Raw genomic sequence first — 21,336 nt, 5'->3', positions numbered from 1 at the left:
TGTACCAGGGCCCGGCTCGGCGGGGCTGTGGCGAGCGGGCGGCGGTTCTGCCTCCGCGGCCGTGGCTGCGCAGATGCCCTCCGGTCTCCTGGACGGCGTACGGCAGTGGCTGGTGGAGAGTGGGGCCGAGCCGACCCCCGCGCGCGTGGCGCAGGCCCTGCGGGAACAGGGGCGGGTCCTGGGGGACGCCGAGATCCTCGGCGCGGCCGAGCAGTTGCGGTCCGAACTGGTCGGCAGCGGGCCTCTGGAACCGCTGCTCGTCGATCCGTCGGTCACCGATGTGCTGGTGTCCGCCCCGGACCGGGTCTGGGTCGACCGGGGCGGCGGACTGGAGCTGACGTCGGTGTCCTTCCCGGACGCGGCCGCCGTACGACGTCTCGCGCAGCGCCTGGCCGCGGTGGCCGGGCGGCGGCTCGACGACGCACGGCCGTGGGCCGACGCGCGGCTGCCCGACGGGACGCGGCTGCATGCGGTGCTGCCGCCGGTGGCCGTCGGCTGCACCTGTCTGTCGCTGCGCGTCGTACGGCCCCGGGCGTTCACGCTCGACGAGCTGGTCGCGGCGGGCACGGTACCGCCGGGCGGTGACCGCGTGCTGCGGGCACTGCTCGAGGCACGGCTGTCCTTCCTCGTCAGCGGCGGGACGGGCAGCGGCAAGACGACGCTGCTGAGCGCGCTGCTGGGACTGGTCGGACGCGGCGAGCGGATCGTGCTCGCCGAGGACTCCGCGGAGCTGCGGCCGGACCATCCGCACGTCGTACGGCTGGAGACCAGACCCGCCAACCAGGAGGGCGCGGGCCTGGTCACGCTCCAGGACCTGGTGCGGCAGGCACTGCGGATGCGGCCGGACCGGCTGGTCGTGGGCGAGGTGCGCGGGCCCGAAGTGGTGCATCTGCTGGCCGCGTTGAACACCGGCCACGAGGGCGGCTGCGGCACCGTCCACGCGAACGCCGCCTCCGGCGTACCGGCCCGGCTGGAGGCACTCGGTACGGCGGCCGGGCTCGACCGGGCCGCGCTGCACAGCCAGTTGGGGGCGGCGTTGTCGGTGGTCCTGCATCTCGTGCGGGACCGGACCGGACGGCGGCGCATCGCCGAGGTGCACGTACTGGAGCGGGAACCGTCGGGGCTGGTGCGGACGGTGCCGGCGCTGCGGTGGGGCGCGGAGGCGTTCGTGCACGAACGGGGCTGGGAGCGGCTGCGGGAGCTGCTGCACAGCGGGTCCGGCAAGACCTTCGAAGGGGGACGTCATGGGTGAGACGGCGATGGGAGCGGGCGTGCTGTGCGTCGGCGCGGCGGCCCTGCTGATGGGCGGGTGGCACTCCGGGGCGCGCCGGGCGCAGCTCTTGCTCGCGGGCGGCGGGGTGGTGAGCACCGGGCCGCCGGCCTGGCGGGAGGTCGCCGGAGGGCTGCGGCGGATCCGCGGGCGGCTGCGGCCCGAGTGGTGGGCGGCGGCCGTCGGGGTGGTGCTCGCGGTGCTGGGTGCGTCGGTGCTGCCGGTCGTCGCGGGGGCGGCCGGGGTGCCGTTGCTGCGGCGTGTGCGGCTGGCCGGGGAGGCCCGGCGGGACCGGGAGCGCCGCGGGGACGCGGTGATCGCGCTGTGCGGGGCGCTCGCCGGGGAGGTTCGGGCCGGGCGGCAGCCGGGAGACGCGCTGCCGCGTGCCGCGCGGGACTCCGGCGGGCTCGGGGACGCGCAGGCTGCGGTGCTGGCGGCGGCGCGGTTCGGCGGCGACGTCCCGGACGCGCTCGCGGCGGCGGCACGGCAGCCGGGCGCCGAGGGACTGCTGGGCCTCGCCGCGTGCTGGCGGGTGGCCGTGGACCAGGGCGCGGGACTCGCCGCCGGGCTCGACCGGCTCGAAGGGGCATTGCGGGCCGAGCGGGAACAACGCGCGGATCTGCGGGCCCAGTTGGCGGGGGCGAAGTCCACGGCGGTGATGCTCGCGGGACTGCCGGCCTTGGGTCTCGCCCTGGGAACCGCCCTCGGGGCCGACCCCCTGCACGTGCTGCTGCACACCGGGGCAGGGCTCGGCTGCCTGCTGGTCGGCGGTCTGCTGGAAGGCCTCGGGATGTGGTGGGCGATGCGGATCGTGCGACGAGCGGAGGCGGCGTGAGCACGGAAGTTGTCCACAGGCTGGGGGCGGCCGTGGGGATGTTGCTCGTCCTCGGGTGGCTGCTGCGCCGGCTGGAGACCGTACGGCGTGAGCGAAGAGTGCGCAGGCGGCTGGCCGGACTGGTGGCCGATGCCGCGGTGACGCGGGGTCGGCCGCGCTTCGAGGCACGGAATGCGGCGCGGCGGTGGCTGCCCGCGGTGGGCGTCGTGGGCGCCGGATGGGTCCTGGTCGGCGGCCTCGCCGGCCTCGCGGTGGGGCTGGCCGTCGCGGGCGGGCTGTGGTGGTGGCGTGGCCGACGGCCGGCCGGGAGCGACGCGGAGGTCTGCGACCCGGCGGAGGCGGCTCGTCAACTCCCGCTCTCGGCCGATCTGGTGGCCGCGTGCATCGCCGCCGGTGCCGGGCCCGTGGTCGCGGCGCAGGCCGTGGGAGAGGCCCTGGGCGGCCCTGTCGGGGACGCGTTGGCGCGGGGCGCGGCCGAGGTGCGGCTCGGCGGCGAACCGGCCGAGGCCTGGCAGCGGCTGGCCGCGCTGCCGGGCGCCGAAGCCCTGGCCCGGCTGCTGGAACGGGCCGACGTGTCCGGACTCCCCGCAGCCGCACCGGTCGCACGGCTCGCGGCGGACGTCCGCGCCGACCGGTCCCGCACGGCGACGGCACGCGCCCGGCGGGCGGCCGTCATGGTCACCGCACCGGTGGGCCTGTGCTTCCTGCCCGCCTTCATCACGGTCGGCGTACTGCCCGTGGTGATCGGGCTCGCCGGTGGGGTGCTGGGAGGGGGTGGTGGATGACGGGACGCAGCGGACGGCGCCCGGGCGCCGGCATCGAGCAGTGAATGGTCAACAGGACTGAACCTCACGGGGGTTGAGATGTACGAAGCGGTATGGGCGCGGCTGCGTGCCCTGGTGTGCAGGGCGCGTGCGGCGCGCAGGGACGCGGGGATGGTCACCTCGGAGTACGCGATGGGGATCGTGGCGGCGGTGGCGTTCGCGGTGGTCCTCTACAAGGTGGTGACCAGCGGAGAGGTCGGCGCGGAGCTGCAGGGCATCGTGAAGCGGGCGCTCGATGCGCAGATGTGAGCGGGGCGGGGACAGCGGGTTCGTGACCGCGGAGTCGGCCATGGTGCTGCCCGTGCTGGTGATGTTCGCGATGGCCCTGGTGTGGGCGCTGCTGGTCGTGGCCGCTCAGATCCAGTGCGTGGACGCGGCGCGCACCGGGGCGCGTGCGGCGGCCCGCCAGGACCCGGGCGACAAGGTCGTCCAGGTGGCCCGTGAGGCGGCCCCGCGCGGCGCGAAGGTCACGGTCGACCGGGAGGGGGACCAGGTCCGCGTGGTCGTGGCGGCCAGACCGCCGCTGCTGCGCGGTCTGCCCTTCGACGTACGGGAGGAGGCCGTGGCCGCGGCGGAGGAGACCGTGGGGGTGGGGCCGTGACCGGCGGCTTCTTCACCCGCCGGTGGGCCGTCGTCCGGGGCGGGGACCGCGGTTCCGCCACCGTCTGGAGCCTCGGTGCGATCACCGTGCTGTGCGTGGTGTTCGGGGTCGTGCTCGCCCTGGGGCAGGCCGTCGTGGTCCGGCACCGTGCTGCCGGCGGTGCGGACCTCGCGGCACTCGCGGCGGCGGACCACTGGGCGGACGGCACCGCGGCGGCCTGCGCCCGGGCCGACCGGGTGGCCCGCGCGCAGGGCGTCCGGCTGGTGCGGTGCGTGATCGCCGGCGAGGTCTCGGACGTGACGGCGGCCTCGGGGCGGGGGCCGTTCGCGGCGGAGGTCAGGGCACGGGCGGGACCTGCGGGGCCGCCGACGCCGACGGTGCCCCCGGACCCGGCTCCGCCACCGGGTTCTGGCCGGACTTCTCCTCCGGCGCCCCCCGCAACAGCACCGTGAGCAGCCGCACCGCCCCCCTCTTGTGCAGCGGATCGTTGCCGTTGCCGCACTTGGGGGACTGGATGCAGGACGGGCAGCCGGCCTCGCACTCGCAGGACGCGATGGCCTGGCGGGTGGCGGTGAGCCAGGCGCGGGCGGTGTGGAAGGCGCGCTCGGCGAATCCCGCGCCGCCTGGGTGGCCGTCGTAGACGAAGACGGTCGGGAGGAGGGTGTCGGGGTGCAGCGGGACGGAGACCCCGCCGATGTCCCAGCGGTCGCAGGTCGCGAAGAGGGGCAGCATGCCGATCGACGCGTGCTCGGCGGCGTGCAGGGCGCCGCCGAGGATCTCCGGGTCGATCCGGGCCTCCTCCAGCTGGTCCTCGGTGACCGTCCACCACACCGCGCGCGTGCGCAGCGTACGAGGAGGGAGGTCGAGTTTCGTCTCGCCGAGCACTTCGCCTGTGATCAGCCGACGACGCAGGAAGGAGACCACTTGGTTGGTGACCTCGACGGAGCCGTAGCACAGGCGCCCGTCGCCCCAGGGGATCTCGGTGTCCGTCTCCAGGACGGCGATGGACGTCGTGTCCCGGGCGACCGTCGAATACGAGGGACTCGCCTCCGTGACCAGGGCCACCGAGTCCTCCAGGTCCAGGGAGCGCACGAGGTAGGTACGTCCCTGGTGGAGGTGGACCGCGCCCTCGTGGACGGTGGTGTGGGCGGCGCCCGCGTCGACCGTGCCGAGCAGGCGGCCCGTGCCCGACTCGACGATCTGGACCGGCCGGCCGCCCTCGCCGCGGATGTCGGTGAGGTCGGCGGCCCGCTCCCGGCGGGTCCAGTGCCAGGCCTTCGTACGGCGACGGAGCAGCTTCGCGGCCTCCAGCTGCGGCAGCAGCTCCTCACAGGCGGGGCCGAAGAGCTCGAAGTCCTCGTCCGTCAGCGGCAGTTCCGCCGCGGCCGCGCACAGGTGCGGGGCCAGGACGTAGGGGTTGTCGGGGTCGAGGACCGTGGACTCCACGGGTTGGTCGAAGAGGGCCTCGGGGTGGTGGACGAGGAAGGTGTCCAAGGGGTCGTCCCGGGCGACCAGGACGGCCAGGGCCCCCTGCCCGGCGCGTCCGGCGCGGCCCGCCTGCTGCCACAGGGACGCGCGCGTGCCCGGATACCCGGCGATCACCACGGCGTCCAGCCCCGAGACGTCGATGCCGAGTTCGAGCGCGGTGGTCGCGGCGAGGCCGAGGAGTTCGCCGGAGTGCAGGGCCTGTTCCAGGGCGCGGCGCTCCTCGGGGAGATAGCCGCCGCGGTATGCCGCGACACGCCGGGCGAGGGAGCGGTCGACCTCGGCGAGGCGTTCCTGGGCGATCACCGAGATCAGCTCGGCGCCGCGCCGGGAGCGGACGAAGGCGACCGAGCGGACACCCTGCACCGTGAGGTCGGTCAGCAGGTCGGCCGTCTCGGCGGTGGCGGTACGGCGGACGGGTGCCCCCTTCTCGCCCTGCATCTCGGTGAGCGGGGGCTCCCAGAGGGCGAACACCAGTTCACCGCGCGGTGAGGCGTCGTCGGCCACCTCGACCACCGGGAGGCCGGTCAGGCGCCGGGCGGCGACCGAGGGCTCCGCGGCGGTCGCGGAGGCCAGCAGGAAGACCGGGGAGGCGCCGTAGCGGGCGCACAGGCGGCGCAGGCGGCGCAGCACCTGGGCGACGTGCGAGCCGAAGACCCCGCGATAGGTGTGGACCTCGTCGATGATCACATACTTCAGCGACTTCAGGAAGGAGGACCAGCGGGGGTGGGACGGGAGGATGCCGCGGTGCAGCATGTCCGGGTTGGTCAGGACGTAGTTGGCGTACTGGCGGACCCATTCGCGTTCCTCGAAGGGCGTGTCGCCGTCGTACACCGCAGGACGTACGGCATTTCCCAGAGGTTGTGAAAGTTCCTTCACGGAACGGCACTGGTCCGCCGCGAGAGCCTTCGTGGGAGCCAGGTAGAGGGCGGTCGTCCCGCGGCCGTTCGGGGCCTGCGAACCGTCCAGGAGCGTCGAGAGCACCGGGACGAGGTAGGCCAGGGACTTGCCGGACGCCGTGCCCGTGGCGACGACCACCGAGTCGCCGTCCAGCGCGTGCTCGGCGGCGCGTGCCTGGTGGGCCCAGGGGTGCTCGATGCCGCAGGCCTGCACCGCCGCGATGACCTCCGGCCGAATCCGGTCAGGCCAGACGGCATGCCGACCCTCGCGCGGGGGCAAGTGCTCCGTATGAGTGATGCGCGAAGCCCGGCTCGGCCCGGAGGCGAGCCGACCCAGGATCGTGCCCGGTGCGAGCCGGGACACGGGGTCCACAGGGGATCGATCGGATCGGTGATTCTTGGCCATCGGCACCGAGTGTGTCACCGGCGTGACGGACAATGGGACCAAGGCGTCGTGCACGTCTGCCGTAAGTGATTGAATGCCATCGCGGCTGGCGAACCGTTCCGGGGGCTCTGCCGAGGTGTCCCGAGGGGCGACCGCTCGAGTAGCAAGGTGCTGGAGGATCCGTGGACCTGTCCCTGTCGACCCGTACCGTCGGCGATCGTACGGTCGTCGAGGTCGGTGGAGAAATCGACGTATATACCGCGCCCAAGCTGCGCGAGCAGCTGGTCGAGCTGGTGAACGACGGGAGTTTCCACCTCGTCGTCGACATGGAGGGCGTGGACTTCCTCGACTCCACCGGGCTCGGCGTGCTGGTCGGCGGCCTGAAGCGGGTGCGTGCCCATGAGGGCTCGCTGCGCCTGGTCTGCAACCAGGAGCGCATTCTGAAGATCTTCCGTATCACCGGCCTCACCAAGGTGTTCCCGATCCACACCTCGGTCGAGGAAGCGGTGGCGGCCACCGACTGACCACCGCCCCGGGGAGCGGGAAAGGACCGCTCCCAAGGCGGAAGAAGTTCAATGAAGGGGTCCGGGCTTTCGGCAGCCCGGTCCCCCGACCGCACGCCCGTAGTTCCGAGGGGGATGCATGGCCACCGTTGAACTCCGCTTCAGCGCGCTGCCCGAGCACGTCAGGACCGCACGGCTGGTGGCGGCAGCGGTGGCGCGCAGGGCCGGAGTGGACGAGGCCGTCCTCGACGAGGTCAGACTCGCCGTCGGCGAGGCCTGCAGCCGTGCCGTCGGACTGCACCAGAGCGCCGGGATCACGGCGCCGGTGAAGGTGCAGCTGGTCGAGGAGGAGAAACAGTTCTCCATCGAGGTCGGCGACGAGGCACCTCGCTCGTCCCCCGGGGACGGGGCGCCGGGCTCGTCGGGTGAGGACGTGGAGACCGAGGAGGACGAAATGGGCCTCGCGGTCATCAGCGGACTCGTCGACGACGTGGAGGTGTCCGCCGGCGCGCACGGCGGGCTGATCCGCATGACCTGGCCGACCACGCCACCGCCCGCTGCGGTGCTCGCCTGACTCACCCTCGCAAGACGTCCAAGGGCCCTGCTGAGCAGGGCCCTTGGTGTTTTTCCGGCCGTTCCCGGGAATTCGTGAAGGAATTCACGATCAATCACCCGATAATTTGATCAAGCGTCAATGCAGGCGTCAATGCCTTTGAGGCATTACCTCTTTCGGGTTCTGTGGCTTGACGTCGATCATTTGCTGAAGAGCATGTGAAGGCCAATTCCGTTTACCGTGGACTGTTTTGATCAGGTCGCGGTACCTACAATCCGTCCACATCTTGAGCTCAGCCCAAGCGTCAAGGAGGACGAATGGCGGGGCTTTCTACCCCTCATCAGTTTGACCACCCCACGACCCTCGCAGCCGCAGTACTGACAGACGACAACCGGATCATCGTGACGGTCATCGGGGTCGTCGCGCTGGCCGCGCTCGTGGTCGCAGGCATCCTGGTCCGCCAGGTGCTGGCGGCGGACGAGGGCACCGACAGCATGAAGGAGATCGCAGGAGCGGTCCAGGAAGGTGCGAATGCCTATCTGGCCCGGCAGCTGCGCACGCTCGGCGTATTCGCCGTCGTCGTGTTCTTCCTGCTCATGCTGCTGCCCGCGGACGACTGGAATCAGCGCGCCGGACGATCGATCTTCTTTCTGATCGGCGCGGCGTTCTCGGCAGCCACCGGCTATATCGGTATGTGGCTCGCCGTGCGCAGCAATGTCCGTGTCGCCGCGGCGGCCCGGGAAGCGACCCCGGCGGAGGGTGAGCCGGAAAAGGATCTCACCGCCGTCTCGCACAAAGCCATGAAGATCGCTTTCCGTACGGGCGGCGTCGTCGGCATGTTCACAGTGGGGCTCGGTCTGCTGGGCGCCTCCTGCGTGGTGCTGGTGTACGCGGCCGACGCGCCGAAAGTGCTCGAAGGCTTCGGCCTCGGGGCCGCCCTGATCGCCATGTTCATGCGTGTCGGCGGCGGCATCTTCACCAAGGCCGCCGACGTCGGCGCCGACCTGGTCGGCAAGGTCGAGCAGGGCATTCCGGAGGACGACCCGCGCAATGCCGCGACCATCGCCGACAACGTGGGCGACAACGTCGGCGACTGCGCGGGCATGGCGGCGGACCTCTTCGAGTCGTACGCCGTGACCCTGGTCGCCGCGCTGATCCTCGGCAAGGTGGCCTTCGGCGACTCCGGACTGGCCTTCCCGCTGATCGTGCCCGCGATCGGTGTCGTCACCGCCATGATCGGCATCTTCGCGGTCGCCCCGCGCCGGGCCGACCGCAGTGGCATGACTGCGATCAACCGGGGCTTCTTCATCTCCGCGGCGATCTCGCTCGTGCTGGTGGCGGCGGCCGTCTTCATCTATCTCCCGTCCAAGTACTCGGACCTCGACGGCGTCACCGATGCCGCCATCAAGGCCAAGGACGGCGACCCGCGGATCCTCGCGGTCGTCGCGGTGGCGATCGGCATCGTGCTGGCCGCTGTGATCCAGCAGCTGACCGGCTACTTCACCGAGACCAACCGCCGCCCTGTCATGGACATCGGCAAGACCTCGCTGACCGGCCCGGCCACCGTCGTCCTCGCCGGTATCTCGGTGGGTCTGGAATCGGCCGTGTACACCGCCCTGCTGATCGGTCTCGGCGTCTACGGGGCCTTCCTGCTCGGCGGCACGTCGATCATGCTTGCGCTGTTCGCTGTGGCGCTGGCCGGCACCGGCCTGCTCACCACGGTCGGCGTGATCGTCGCGATGGACACCTTCGGCCCGGTCTCCGACAACGCGCAGGGCATCGCCGAGATGTCCGGCGACGTCACAGGCGCCGGCGCCCAGGTGCTCACCAACCTGGACGCGGTCGGCAACACCACCAAGGCCATCACCAAGGGCATCGCCATCGCCACCGCGGTCCTCGCGGCATCGGCGCTCTTCGGGTCGTACCGTGACGCGATCACGACCGGCGCGCAGGACGTCGGCGAGAAGCTCTCCGGAGCGGGCGCCCCGATGAGCCTGATGATGGACATCTCGCAGCCCAACAACCTCGTCGGCCTGATCGCGGGCGCGGCGGTCGTCTTCCTCTTCTCGGGGCTGGCGATCAACGCGGTGTCGCGGTCGGCGGGGTCCGTGGTCTACGAGGTGCGGCGGCAGTTCCGCGAGCATCCCGGGATCATGGACTACACCGAGAAGCCCGAGTACGGGCGCGTCGTCGACATCTGCACCAAGGACGCGCTGAGGGAACTCGCCACGCCTGGTCTGCTCGCCGTGATGGCGCCCATCTTCATCGGGTTCACGCTCGGTGTCGGCGCGCTCGGCGCCTATCTGGCCGGCGCGATCGGCACGGGCACGCTGATGGCGGTGTTCCTCGCCAACTCCGGCGGTGCCTGGGACAACGCCAAGAAGCTCGTCGAGGACGGCCACCACGGCGGCAAGGGCAGTGAGGCCCACGCCGCGACGGTGATCGGCGACACGGTCGGCGACCCCTTCAAGGACACCGCGGGTCCCGCGATCAACCCGCTGCTGAAGGTGATGAACCTGGTGTCGCTGCTCATCGCGCCCGCGGTGATCAAGTTCAGCTACGGCGAGGACAAGAGCCTCGGGGTACGGATCGTGATCGCGATCCTCGCCCTGCTTGTCATCGTCGGGGCGGTTTACGTCTCCAAGCGGCGCGGGATCGCCGTGGGCGACGAGGGCGGCGCCGAGCGGGTGTCCAAGTCGGCCGATCCTGCGGTGGTTTCGTAGGCGGCCCCACGAGGTCCGGCTCAAGAGGCGGGCGGGCGGCGCGTGTTGACGCGCCGCCCGCCCGCCTCGTGTTTTCACACCCTCGCCGTGAGCCTTCTCTCGCCTGGTGTAATTGGTCATAAATGGTGTCATAGTCGTCGTTCGGTATGCGGCTGTCACCCGCCCGGCGTGTATGTTCCGGGGCCGAGAGCCATGGAAGGGACCAATCCGGTGAACAAGAAGCTCGCGGCCGCACTGTCCGGCGGTGCGGTACTGGTACTGGCGCTGTCCGGATGCACCAGCAGCAGCGAAGGCAACGACAAGCTGGATGCCTGGGCCAAGCAGGTCTGCGACGCGGTGCAGCCGCAGGCGAAGAAGATCGAGGCCGCCAATGCCGCGATCCAGAAGCAGACCTCGGACAACAGCACGCCGGACGCCGTCCGGAAGACCGACTCCCAGGCCTTCCAGGACATGTCGGACGCCTACAAGGCGATCGGCGACGCGGTCCGCAAGGCCGGGGCCCCCGACGTCGACAACGGTGCGAAGAAGCAGACGGACGCGGTCAAGGAGCTCGACGACATCGCCGCGTCGTACGCCGCTCTGAAGAAGCAGGTCGACGGCCTCGACGTCAAGGACCAGGCCAAGTTCGCCGACGGCCTCAAGGGCATCGCGACCTCGCTGGACAAGCTGAGCACGAGCGGTAACGACGCCCTGAAGAACCTCGAGGCGGGCGACGTCGGCAAGTCGATGGCCAAGCAGTCCAGCTGCAAGAGCGCTTCCACCGCCCCCTCGCCGGCGGTGAGCTGAGCCAAAGCTGCAGCCGGCCCCTCGGCCCCGCCACAATGGGGGGCGTGAGTACCTCAGGTCTGCCCGCCCTGCCCGCTGCCCCTGCTCCCGGCCGTACCGACGTCGCCGCCCGGCTGCGGGACGCCCTGCTCGGGGCGTCCTTCACCGCCGACGGGCTGCTCGAACTGCTCGGCGCCCCCGCGTACGCGGCGCTGGCGCGCAGCGAGACCGTGCCCGCGCTCCGGGCCACCCGCGGGGACACGCCGCTGGAGCTGCTCGTACGGCTGTTCCTGTTGCAGCAGCCCGTGCCGCACGCGCGTGTGGCCGGCGTTCTGCCCGTCGAGGAGTGTCTGGAGGACGGCTGGCTGGTGCCCGTCGGCGGGGGCGAGGTGGCCGCTGCGGTGGATGTGCGGCCGTACGGCGGGCCCGGCGGCGAGGACTGGTTCATCGTGTCCGACCTCGGGTGTGCGGTCGGTGGAGCGGGCGGGATCGGCAGCCGTGAGGAGGGCGTCGTCCTCGGTGTCGGCGGCGCGTCCACGACCCTCGCGGGCATCACCGTCCGTACGCCCGTCTCCGCCGCCCTCGACCTCGGCACCGGCTCCGGCATCCAGGCGCTGCACGCCGCGCAGCACGCGACGCGCGTGACGGCGACCGATCTCAACCCGCGCGCGCTGCACATCACCGCGCTCACGCTGGCGCTCTCCGGTGCCCCGGCGGCCGAGCTGCGCGAGGGCTCGCTGTTCGAGCCGGTGCGCGAGGACGAGACGTACGACCTGATCGTGTCGAACCCTCCCTTCGTGATCTCGCCCGGCGCACGGCTGACCTACCGGGACGGCGGGATGGGCGGGGACGATCTGTGCCGCACGCTCGTTCAAGGTGCGGGCGACCGTCTGAACGAGGGCGGGTTCGCGCAGTTTCTCGCCAACTGGCAGCACGTGGAGGGGGAGGACTGGCAGGACAGGATCAGGTCGTGGGTGCCGCGCGGCTGCGACGCCTGGATCGTGCAGCGCGAGGTCCAGGACGTCACGCAGTACGCCGAGTTGTGGCTCAGGGACGCCGGTGACCACCGGGGCGACCCGGCCGAGTACCAGGCGCGCTACGACGCCTGGCTGGACGAGTTCGAGGCGCGCAAGGTGAAGGCCGTCGGGTTCGGCTGGATCACCCTGCGCAGGACGACGGCCGCCGTGCCCTCGATCACCGTGGAGGAGTGGCCGCACCCGGTCGAGCAGCCTCTCGGCGACACGGTACGGGCGCACTTCGACCGTCTCGACTATCTGCGGGCGCACGACGACGCGGCCCTGCTGGAAGGGCACTTCAAGCTCGTGTCCGAGGTCGTCCAGGAGCAGGTCGGGCTGCCCGGCGCCGAGGACCCGGAGCACGTCGTGCTGCGCCAGCACCGGGGCATGCGGCGGGCCACCAAGGTGGACACCGTCGGCGCGGGCTTCGCGGGCGTGTGCGACGGTTCGCTGAGCGCCGGCCGCATCCTGGACGCGATCGCCCAACTGGTCGGCGAGGACCCGGTGTTGCTGCGCGACCGTACGCCGGCGCAGATCAGACTGCTGGTGGAGCAGGGATTCCTCGAGCCGGCGTAGGGGCGCGACGGCGAAGGGGGCCGTTTTAGGGACGCGGGCACGGATTTGCGGGTCTGTGGCGGCGGCAGTTCGCGACCCCTGACGAATTGACCGGTGAGAAGGTCATCGGCAAAGCGCACGAGTTGCGCCGGAACAAGCAGGGACTGCCTGCCGGAACAAGCGGGAACGAGCTGTGCAGCAACTAATTCGAGTCGACCTGTGCGCCGCGGCCCGAGCGCATCGGGTACGGCTGTGTGACGGGACGGAACGGCTGGGGCGCGTGTGAAGGCTGGGCGGGGTCCCGGTCCCGGGTGAGTCCCGGAGTCCGTCGGCTCCGCGTTCACCCCGGGTTCGCCTGTGCGCCGCCCGCGCGTGTCAGTCTCGCCGGGCGGGGCACTCGCGAACGGGAGAAAAGGGGCACGGCAAGCCATGGAGAGCGGACCGGCGATCTTCGCAGGTGTGGTGTTCGCCCTGTTCGGAGGGGCGCTGCTGGCATGGACCGTGGCCCGGGTGGGGTGTCGCGAGCCGGTCGCCCACGGTGTGAACCCCGTCGCATCGGCGACCGTCGCGGGCCTTGCCGCGGTGATCATGCTGGCCCTTGGAACATGGTGCCTGACCCGGGTCTGAAAGCAGCCCCGGAGCTGCGGCTTGGTTAATTGAGAGGTGATCCTCCGGACTGGCTCGAAAAGGCCGGTGGGTACTCCGGGCGGCAGGAATGGCGGTAGTCGGGTTACCGTTCGAGTGGCCGTTGCGGGCTTTTCCCGTTTGACACGGGGGCGGGATGTACCGTCACACTCCGCAGCGTCACCACGACCCGCCCCCGGGACCGAGAACCATCCGGGGAGGCCCAAGCGTCGACCGGAGAGAAGAGCGAAGTTGTCCCCGACCAGCGAGACCGCACACGGCGGCCGCCGACTCGTCATCGTCGAGTCGCCTGCCAAGGCGAAGACGATCAAGGGCTACCTCGGCCCCGGCTACACCGTCGAGGCGAGCGTCGGGCACATCCGCGACCTTCCCAACGGCGCCGCGGAGGTGCCGGAGAAGTACACCGGCGAGGTCCGCCGCCTCGGTGTGGACGTCGAACACGACTTCCAGCCCGTCTATGTGGTCAACGCTGACAAAAGGGCCCAGGTCAAGAAGCTCAAGGACCTGCTCGCCGACTCCGACGAGCTCTTCCTCGCCACCGATGAGGACCGCGAGGGCGAGGCCATCGCGTGGCACCTCCTGGAGGTGCTGAAGCCCAAGGTCCCGGTCAAGCGCATGGTGTTCCACGAGATCACCAAGGACGCGATCCGCGAGGCCGTCGCCAACCCGCGCGACCTCAACCAGCGCATGGTCGACGCCCAGGAGACCCGCCGCATCCTCGACCGCCTCTACGGCTACGAGGTCTCGCCGGTCCTGTGGAAGAAGGTCATGCCGCGGCTGTCGGCCGGCCGTGTCCAGTCCGTCGCGACCCGACTCGTGGTGGAGCGGGAACGCGAGCGCATCGCTTTTCGTTCTGCCGAGTACTGGGACCTGACGGGCACCTTCGCGACCGGCCGCGCGGGGGATCCCTCGGACCCGTCGTCGCTGGTCGCCCGCCTGCAGACCGTCGACGGCAGGCGGGTCGCGCAGGGCCGCGACTTCGACTCCCTGGGACAACTCAAGAGCGCGAACACCCTCCACCTCGACGAGGCGAACGCCCGCGCCCTCGCCGCCGCCCTGGAGAACACGCAGTTCTCGGTGCGCTCGGTCGAGTCCAAGCCGTACCGCCGCTCGCCGTACGCCCCGTTCCGTACGACGACGCTGCAGCAGGAGGCGAGCCGCAAGCTGGGCTTCGGCGCGAAGGCCACCATGCAGGTCGCGCAGAAGCTGTACGAGAACGGCTACATCACCTACATGCGTACGGACTCCACGACGCTGAGCGACACCGCCGTGGCCGCCGCCCGCGCCCAGGTGACACAGCTGTACGGCGCCGACTACCTGCCGTCGGCCCCTAGGACGTACGCCGGCAAGGTCAAGAACGCGCAGGAGGCGCACGAGGCGATCCGGCCTTCGGGTGATCGTTTCCGCACTCCCGCCGAGACCGGCCTGACCGGCGACCAGTTCAAGCTCTACGAGCTGATCTGGAAGCGGACCGTCGCCTCCCAGATGAAGGACGCGACCGGCAACTCCGTCACGGTGAAGATCGGTGGCACGGCCGCCGACGGCCGGGACGTCGAGTTCAGCGCGTCCGGCAAGACGATCACCTTCCACGGCTTCCTGAAGGCCTACGTCGAGGGTGCCGACGACCCGAACGCGGAGCTGGACGACCGCGAGCGCCGGCTGCCGCAGGTCGCCGAGGGCGACCGGCTCAGCGCCGAGGAGATCACGGTCGACGGGCACGCCACCAAGCCCCCGGCCCGCTACACCGAGGCCAGCCTGGTCAAGGAGCTCGAAGAGCGCGAGATCGGCCGTCCGTCGACGTATGCGTCGATCATCGGCACGATCCTCGACCGCGGCTATGTCTTCAAGAAGGGCACGGCGCTCGTCCCGTCCTTCCTGTCCTTCGCCGTGGTCAACCTCCTGGAGAAGCACTTCGGGCGGCTCGTCGACTACGACTTCACCGCCAGGATGGAGGACGACCTCGACCGCATCGCGCGCGGCGAGGCGCAGGCCGTGCCGTGGCTGAAGCGGTTCTACTTCGGCGAGGCCAACGGCATCGGCGGCGCGGCCGAGGCGGGCAACGGCGACGGGGACCACCTCGGCGGCCTCAAGGAGCTGGTGACCGACCTGGGTGCGATCGACGCGCGCGAGGTGTCGTCGTTCCCGGTGGGCAACGGCATCGTGCTGCGCGTCGGGCGCTACGGCCCGTACATCGAGCGGGGCGAGAAGGACGCCGAGGGGCACCAGCGCGCGGACGTGCCCGAGGACCTCGCGCCGGACGAGCTGAGCGTCGAGCTCGCGGAGGAGCTGCTCGCCAAGCCGAGCGGCGACTTCGAACTCGGTGCCGACCCGCAGACGGGCCACCAGATCATCGCCCGCGACGGCCGTTACGGCCCGTACGTCACCGAGGTGCTCCCCGAGGGCACCCCGAAGACCGGCAAGAACGCCGTGAAGCCGCGTACGGCCTCGCTGTTCAAGTCGATGTCGCTGGACACGGTGACGCTCGAGGACGCGCTCAAGCTGATGTCGCTGCCGCGGGTCGTCGGTACGGACGCCGAGGGCCAGGAGATCACCGCGCAGAACGGGCGGTACGGGCCGTACCTGAAGAAGGGCACGGACTCGCGTTCGCTGCAGTCCGAGGAGCAGCTCTTCACGATCACGCTCGAAGAGGCCCTGGAGATCTACGCGCAGCCCAAGCAGCGTGGCCGTGCGGCCGCCAAGCCGCCGCTGAAGGAACTGGGCACCGACCCGGTCAGCGAGAAGCCGGTGGTCGTCAAGGACGGCCGCTTCGGGCCGTACGTCACCGACGGGGAGACCAACGCGACCCTGCGCTCCGGCGACAGCGTCGAGGAGATCACCCCCGAGCGCGGCTTCGAACTGCTCGCCGAGAAGCGGGCGAAGGGGCCCGCCAAGAAGACGGCGAAGAAGGCGCCCGCGAAGAAGGCCCCGGCCAAGAAGGCGACGACCGCCAAGAAGACGGCTGCGAAGAAGACGACGGCCGCGAAGAAGACGGCTGCCAAGACGACCACCGCCAAGAAGACCGCCGCGAAGAAGGCGACGGCTTCGAAGACGACGTCGGACGACTGAGTCAGGACGACTGAGTCAGGACGACTGAGTCAGGACGGCGGAGGAAGGACGGCTGAGTCGGGGACGACTGATCCGGGGCACCTTCCTCCACGGTCGCTTCGCAAAACGAACGCCCCGATATCGCTTTGGTGTCGGGGCGTGCGCACGTCCGCACGCGCGCCCCGGGCTGTCAGTCGGTCCCGATAGGCTGAATGCATGACGCGAGCCGAGCAGCCAACGGGCCACCACCCGGCCCCCGACGACGCCCTTGTCGCGGACTCCCGCGAGCGTGCCGTCCGCGCCCTGCTGCGCCGACCGCAACTGCGACGGCTGTGGAGCGCACAACTCGTGGGCGGAGTCGGCGACACGCTCGCCCTCCTCGTGCTGGTGCTCCTCGCCCTCCAGGCAGCGATCGGCGAGGGCTCGTTCGGCGGTGGATACCGGGGCGTGGCGTTCGCAGTGGCGACCGTTTTCGCAGTGCGCATCCTGGCGACGCTCCTCTTCGGAGCCGTCCTGCTGGGGCCGCTGACCTCCCTGACGTCCCAGGAGGGCCCGCTCGACCGCCGCTGGACCATGGTCGGCGCCGACGGCGTCCGGGTCGCCGCGCTGATCGTCGCGCCCCTGTGGATCGACTGGACCCCCGGCAACGCGCTCGCCGCGCTGCTGGTCACGGCCTTTGTCACGGCGGTTGCCGAGCGCTTCTGGACGGTGTGCCGCGAGAGCGCGGCGCCCGCCCTGCTGCCGGCCCCGCCCCCGGAGGGCGCGACGGTACGACCGCTGCCGGACCACATGGACGCTCTGCGCCGCCTGTCGCTGCGCACGAGCTTCGTGGCGATCCCGCTGGCGGCCGCCGCACTCGTCGTCGCGGGGCTGCTCAACAACCTTCTCGGCACCGGGCTCGACTGGTTCGACCAGCACCAGGCGGCCCTCGCCTCTTATGTGGCGGCCGGGCTGTTCGCCGCGTCGCTGTCCGTGGTGACCTTCCTGGAGCTGCCCGACACGCGCACCCCGCGCGCGCGTTCGCCGCTCGAAGGGCTGCGCCGCCCCAAGACGGGCGCGGGCGTGGACAAGGGCCGTACGGGCGCCATCCCGTTGCTGGTGCTTTCGGCCGCCGCCGTCGCGGGGGCGGTCTCCGCGGCCGTCGCCGTCTGCGTGCTGCACGCCACGGACCTGCACGGCGGTCCGGTGACGTACGGGCTGTTGGTGTTCGCGCTGACGGGCGGTGTCGTCGTCGGCATCCGTACGGCGCCTTCCGTGCTGCCCACGCTGTCGCGGCGCCGGCTGCTCGCGCTGGCGATCGCCTTCACGGGGGTCGCGCTGCTGGCCGCCGGGCTCGTCCCGGACGTCACCACGGTCATGCTGATCGTCGCGCTGGCCGGCATCGGCGCGGGTGTGGCCGCCAACACCGGCCACACGCTGCTCGACCAGGAGGCCGAGGACTACCGGCGGGCGCGTACGACGGAGCACCTGCACGCGGTGGTACGAGTGTGCGTGGCGCTCGGCGCCGTGATCGCGCCCGTGGTGGCGGCGGGGATCGGGCCGCACCGGCTGGAGAACGGCAAGTTCGTGTTCGCACACGGCGGCGCCGCGTTCACCCTGATGCTGGTGGGGGCGCTGCTGCTGCCGGTGGCCGCCCTGGTGCTGGCCAAGGTCGACGACCGCTCGGGCGTGCCGCTGCGGCACGACCTGCGGGACGCGCTGCTGGGCGGCGACGACCCGGTGACCGTACCGGCCTCGAACGGTTTCTTCATCGCCCTGGAGGGCGGCGACGGGGCCGGCAAGTCCACGCAGGCCGAGGCTCTCGCCGAGTGGATCCGCGGCAAGGGTCACGAGGTCGTGCTGACCCGTGAGCCGGGGGCGACACCGGTGGGCAAGCGCCTGCGGTCGATCCTGCTGGACGTGTCGAGCGCGGGGCTGTCCCATCGCGCGGAGGCCCTGCTGTACGCGGCGGACCGCGCGGAACACGTGGACACCGTGGTCAGGCCCGCCCTGGAGCGGGGCGCGGTGGTCATCTCGGACCGTTACATCGACTCCTCGGTGGCCTACCAGGGGGCGGGCCGTGACCTGTCACCGACCGAGATCGCCCGTATCAACCGCTGGGCGACGAACGGCCTCGTTCCGCATCTGACCGTGCTCCTCGACGTCGCGCCGGACATCGCGCGTGAGCGGTTCACGGAGGCGCCGGACCGGCTGGAGTCGGAGCCGGCCGAGTTCCACGCGCGCGTGCGGTCCGGTTTCCTCACGCTGGCCGCGGCCGACCCCGGGCGGTACCTGGTGGTGGACGCGGGCCAGGAGCCCGAGGCCGTGACCACCGTCGTACGGCACCGGCTCGACCAGATGCTGCCGCTGTCCGAGGCCGAGGTGAAGGCCCAGGAGGAGGCGCGCAAGAAGGCTGAGGAGGAGGCCCGCCGCAGGGCCGAGGAGGAGGCCGCGCGCAAGGCCGAGGAGGAGCGGCTGGAGCGCGAGCGCCAGGAGCAGCTCGAGCGCCTGCGCGCCGAGGAGGAGGAGCGCAAGCGGCGCGAGCTGGAGGAGGCCCAGCGCCGCGAGGCCGAACGGCAGGCGGAGGAGGCCCGGCTGCGGGCCGAGGAGGCGCGCCGCCGTGCCGAGGAGGAGCAGGCCCGTCTGCTCGCGGAGGAGAAGGCTCGCGCCGAGGAGGAGGCCCGCCGCAGGGCCGAGGAGGAGCGGCGGCGCAAGCAGGCCGAGGAAGAGGCCCGGCTGCACGCCGAGGCCGAGGCCCGGCGCCTGGAGAAGCAGCGCAAGGCCGAGGAGGCGCTGCTGCGCGCCGAGGAGGCGAGGCGGCTCGCCGAGCAGGCCGCGGCCGCCGCTGAGGCGGGCCCCAGGCGGCCTGCGGCACCCGCGGTGCCGCCGGATGCGTCGACGGTGCCGACACCGGTGGTGACGCCGACGAACGCGTCGGGCGGTCCGGTCGAGGAGACCGCGGTGCTGCGGCCGGTGCGGGAGGAGAAGCCGGGCGCTGCGCGCGGCGGCGAGTCCGAGTCCGAGGTGACGGCGAAGCTGCCCCAGCCGCCGGCTCCCACGGGGGCGACGGACGAGACGGCCGTGCTGCCGCCGGTCGTGCCTGGGGCGGCCGACGAGACGGCGGTCCTGCCGCCGGTGCCGTCCGGTGCGGAGGACGAGACCGCCCTGCTGCCTCCCGTGCGGGGCGAGGACCCCGCGCACCGGGTGCCGCCGGGGCTCTTCCGGGACGAGCGCACGGGAGCGCGGCCGGACGGCGCCGAGGACCGCACGCGGGAGATGCCCCAGATCGACGCGGACGGCGAGCCCAGGCGACGGGCCCGCTCCGACTGGGCCGAGGAGACACCGCTGGACGACCTGCCGACCCTGGCGGACGAACTGCTCGGCCCGCGCGAGGACGAGCACGACGACGACGGCGCGGGCCGGGGGCGGCGCGGCCGGGGTCGCCGGGGCTGAGACCGGCTCGCCCGTGGCCGGGCGCGCCGCCTGAGCGTGGACCGGCCTCGCTCGGTGCCGGTGCCGGTGCCGGTGCCGGTGCCGGGTCGGCTGCGGTTGCCGTGCGGAGTTGCAGGGATAAGCGGGTGCGGGTCAGGCCCGGACGGCGTCGAGGACCGGGCGGGATCCTTGCTGACGCGGGGCCGGCCGGTGCGTCGCACTGCGAAGCCGCCGGCGTCGTGGAGACGCGGGCGGCTTCGGCGTCCGGGCGGGGTGGCCGGTGGGGCCGAAGGTTGCGGTGCCTGCTCGCCAGGGTTCGGCGCTCTGCGCTGGGACTCGGGCGGGGAGCCGGCCCGCCCGGGCTTGCTTCGCCCGCTGCGGAGCAGCAGCACAGCCGCTCCCTCGCCCAGGTCGCACGGGAGCTGTCGGGTGGCACCGGGTGCTCGGCCGTCGTTGTCAGTGCCGGGCCGCACAATGGATCCCGCAACGTGAATCGTGAGGAAAGGGCGGGGTGAGCGCATGACCGTCTGGGACGACCTCGTCGGCCAGGAGAAGGTGGCCGAGCAGCTCGGCGCCGCTGCCCGGGACGCCGATGCGCTGGTCACCGCAGCCGCCGCCGACGCACCACCGCCGGAGGCGTCGAAGATGACGCACGCCTGGCTGTTCACGGGGCCGCCGGGCGCCGGACGGATCCAGGCGGCGCGGGCGTTCGCCGCCGCCCTGCAGTGCGTCAGTCCCGACCGCGCGCTCGGCGGAGCCCCGGGCTGCGGGTTCTGCGACGGATGCCACACCGCGCTCATCGGCACGCACGCGGACGTCACCACCGTTGCGGCCGTCGGCACACAGATCCTCGCCGACGACATGCGTGACACCGTCCGCAAGTCGTTCACCTCGCCGGCCAACGGCCGCTGGCAGGTCATCCTCGTCGAGGACGCCGAGCGGCTGAACGAGAAGTCGGCCAACGCCGTCCTGAAAGCCGTGGAGGAGCCCGCCCCGCGTACGGTCTGGCTGCTGTGCGCCCCCTCCATCGAGGACGTCCTGCCCACGATCCGTTCCCGCTGCCGGCATCTGAACCTGCTCACGCCCTCCGTGGACGCCGTGGCCGACATGCTCGTACGGCGGGAAGGCATCGAACCGCCCGTCGCCGCCGCGGCGGCCCGCGCCACGCAGGGACACGTCGACCGGGCCCGCCGCCTGGCCACCGACCCGGCCGCCCGCGAGCGCCGCGCCGCCGTCCTGAAACTCCCCCTGCGCGTCGAGGACGTCGGCGGCTGCCTCAAGGCCGCCCAGGAACTCGTCGACGCGGCCGCCGAGGACGCCAAGCAGCTCGCCGAGGAGCGGGACGGCAAGGAGACCGAGGAGCTGAAGGCGGCGCTGGGCGCGGCCCAGGGCGGCCGGATGCCGCGCGGCACGGCGGGCGTGATGAAGGACCTCGAGGACAAGCAGAAGCGGCGCAGAACACGTACGCAGCGCGACAGCCTCGACTTGGCCCTGACCGACCTCACCGGCTTCTACCGCGACGTCCTGGCTCTTCAGCTCGGCACCCGCGTGGCCCTCGCCAACGGGGACGCCGAGGACACCCTTGAGCGCCTCGCCCGCGCCGGCTCTCCCGAGTCCACCCTCCGCCGCATCGAGGCGATCGCCGCCTGCCGCGAGGCCCTCGACCGCAACGTTGCTCCGCTGCTGGCGGTCGAGGCGATGACGATGGCCCTCAGAGCGGGCTGACCGCGCGCGAACTCCGTTGATCAACGGGAAGTTGACGAGGTAATTCATACGAGCCACGGCGTGCACGCACCGCATCTGAATGGATGCGCAGAGTTA

The 21,336-nt window shown here is 72.1% G+C and carries 16 protein-coding genes; 15 read left to right on the top strand and 1 reads right to left on the bottom strand.

Features of this window, described 5'->3' with window-relative positions:
- Positions 1-73: 73 nt before the first annotated feature.
- The 6 genes from ABT254_RS21580 to ABT254_RS21555 all read left to right on the top strand — a co-directional run bounded on the left by ABT254_RS21580 (position 74) and on the right by ABT254_RS21555 (position 3,982).
- The gene (locus ABT254_RS21580; protein ID WP_351472859.1) at positions 74-1,252 is read left to right on the top strand and encodes a TadA family conjugal transfer-associated ATPase; all 1,179 of its coding nucleotides are present in this window, start codon (positions 74-76) and stop codon (positions 1,250-1,252) included.
- Entirely contained in the window at positions 1,245-2,105 is an 861-nt protein-coding gene (locus tag ABT254_RS21575) for a type II secretion system F family protein (protein WP_351472344.1), read from the top strand. The genes ABT254_RS21580 and ABT254_RS21575 overlap by 8 nt, the downstream gene beginning before the upstream one ends.
- Complete coding sequence (locus tag ABT254_RS21570; RefSeq protein WP_351472341.1) at positions 2,102-2,890, top strand: type II secretion system F family protein; 789 nt, start codon at positions 2,102-2,104, stop codon at positions 2,888-2,890. The genes ABT254_RS21575 and ABT254_RS21570 overlap by 4 nt, the downstream gene beginning before the upstream one ends.
- Before the next feature lie 78 nt (positions 2,891-2,968).
- Positions 2,969-3,178 carry a DUF4244 domain-containing protein gene (locus ABT254_RS21565; protein ID WP_351472338.1) on the top strand — a complete coding sequence of 70 codons (210 nt, stop codon included), beginning with the start codon at positions 2,969-2,971 and terminating at the stop codon, positions 3,176-3,178.
- Positions 3,165-3,530 (top strand): TadE family type IV pilus minor pilin, encoded by a 366-nt coding sequence (locus ABT254_RS21560; protein ID WP_351472335.1) that lies wholly within the window; start codon positions 3,165-3,167, stop codon positions 3,528-3,530. The genes ABT254_RS21565 and ABT254_RS21560 overlap by 14 nt, the downstream gene beginning before the upstream one ends.
- A complete protein-coding gene (locus tag ABT254_RS21555; RefSeq protein WP_351472332.1) occupies positions 3,527-3,982 on the top strand; it encodes an Rv3654c family TadE-like protein in 456 nt (151 codons plus the stop codon). Before ABT254_RS21560 ends, ABT254_RS21555 begins: the two co-directional genes overlap by 4 nt.
- Here the strand turns inward: ABT254_RS21555 and ABT254_RS21550 are convergent.
- Positions 3,867-6,320, bottom strand: coding sequence for a DEAD/DEAH box helicase (locus tag ABT254_RS21550; protein ID WP_351472329.1), 2,454 nt, complete (start codon positions 6,318-6,320; stop codon positions 3,867-3,869). The two genes, ABT254_RS21555 and ABT254_RS21550, sit on opposite strands and share 116 nt — an antisense overlap.
- Before the next feature lie 161 nt (positions 6,321-6,481).
- Between ABT254_RS21550 and bldG the strand changes: the two genes are divergently transcribed.
- From bldG to ABT254_RS21505, 9 genes are all read left to right on the top strand, one after another.
- Positions 6,482-6,823 carry an anti-sigma factor antagonist BldG gene (gene bldG / locus ABT254_RS21545; protein WP_003975386.1) on the top strand — a complete coding sequence of 114 codons (342 nt, stop codon included), beginning with the start codon at positions 6,482-6,484 and terminating at the stop codon, positions 6,821-6,823.
- 118 nt (positions 6,824-6,941) lie between these two features.
- On the top strand, positions 6,942-7,376 hold the full coding sequence (locus tag ABT254_RS21540) for an ATP-binding protein (protein WP_351472326.1): 435 nt from the start codon (positions 6,942-6,944) through the stop codon (positions 7,374-7,376).
- Positions 7,377-7,672: 296 nt separating this feature from the next.
- Positions 7,673-10,078 (top strand): sodium-translocating pyrophosphatase, encoded by a 2,406-nt coding sequence (locus ABT254_RS21535; protein ID WP_351472324.1) that lies wholly within the window; start codon positions 7,673-7,675, stop codon positions 10,076-10,078.
- A gap of 192 nt (positions 10,079-10,270) precedes the next feature.
- Positions 10,271-10,864 carry a small secreted protein gene (locus tag ABT254_RS21530; RefSeq protein ID WP_351472321.1) on the top strand — a complete coding sequence of 198 codons (594 nt, stop codon included), beginning with the start codon at positions 10,271-10,273 and terminating at the stop codon, positions 10,862-10,864.
- Between the two features lie 44 nt (positions 10,865-10,908).
- Positions 10,909-12,435: a DUF7059 domain-containing protein gene (locus tag ABT254_RS21525; RefSeq protein ID WP_351472318.1), complete on the top strand. Its 1,527-nt coding sequence runs from the start codon at positions 10,909-10,911 to the stop codon at positions 12,433-12,435.
- A 408-nt stretch (positions 12,436-12,843) separates the two neighbouring features.
- Positions 12,844-13,041, top strand: coding sequence for a hypothetical protein (locus tag ABT254_RS21520; RefSeq protein ID WP_351472316.1), 198 nt, complete (start codon positions 12,844-12,846; stop codon positions 13,039-13,041).
- Between the two features lie 249 nt (positions 13,042-13,290).
- Positions 13,291-16,125 carry a type I DNA topoisomerase gene (topA, locus tag ABT254_RS21515; RefSeq protein WP_351472314.1) on the top strand — a complete coding sequence of 945 codons (2,835 nt, stop codon included), beginning with the start codon at positions 13,291-13,293 and terminating at the stop codon, positions 16,123-16,125.
- 195 nt (positions 16,126-16,320) lie between these two features.
- Positions 16,321-19,536: a dTMP kinase gene (gene tmk, locus ABT254_RS21510; RefSeq protein ID WP_351472311.1), complete on the top strand. Its 3,216-nt coding sequence runs from the start codon at positions 16,321-16,323 to the stop codon at positions 19,534-19,536.
- A 498-nt stretch (positions 19,537-20,034) separates the two neighbouring features.
- Entirely contained in the window at positions 20,035-21,240 is a 1,206-nt protein-coding gene (locus ABT254_RS21505) for a DNA polymerase III subunit delta' (protein WP_351472308.1), read from the top strand.
- Positions 21,241-21,336 lie beyond the last annotated feature (96 nt).

Source organism: Streptomyces sp. NPDC001137, from assembly GCF_040298885.1.
Classification (GTDB): domain Bacteria; phylum Actinomycetota; class Actinomycetes; order Streptomycetales; family Streptomycetaceae; genus Streptomyces.
Note: the sequence above shows the minus strand (reverse complement) of the source record. Positions and strands in the feature narration are given on the sequence as shown.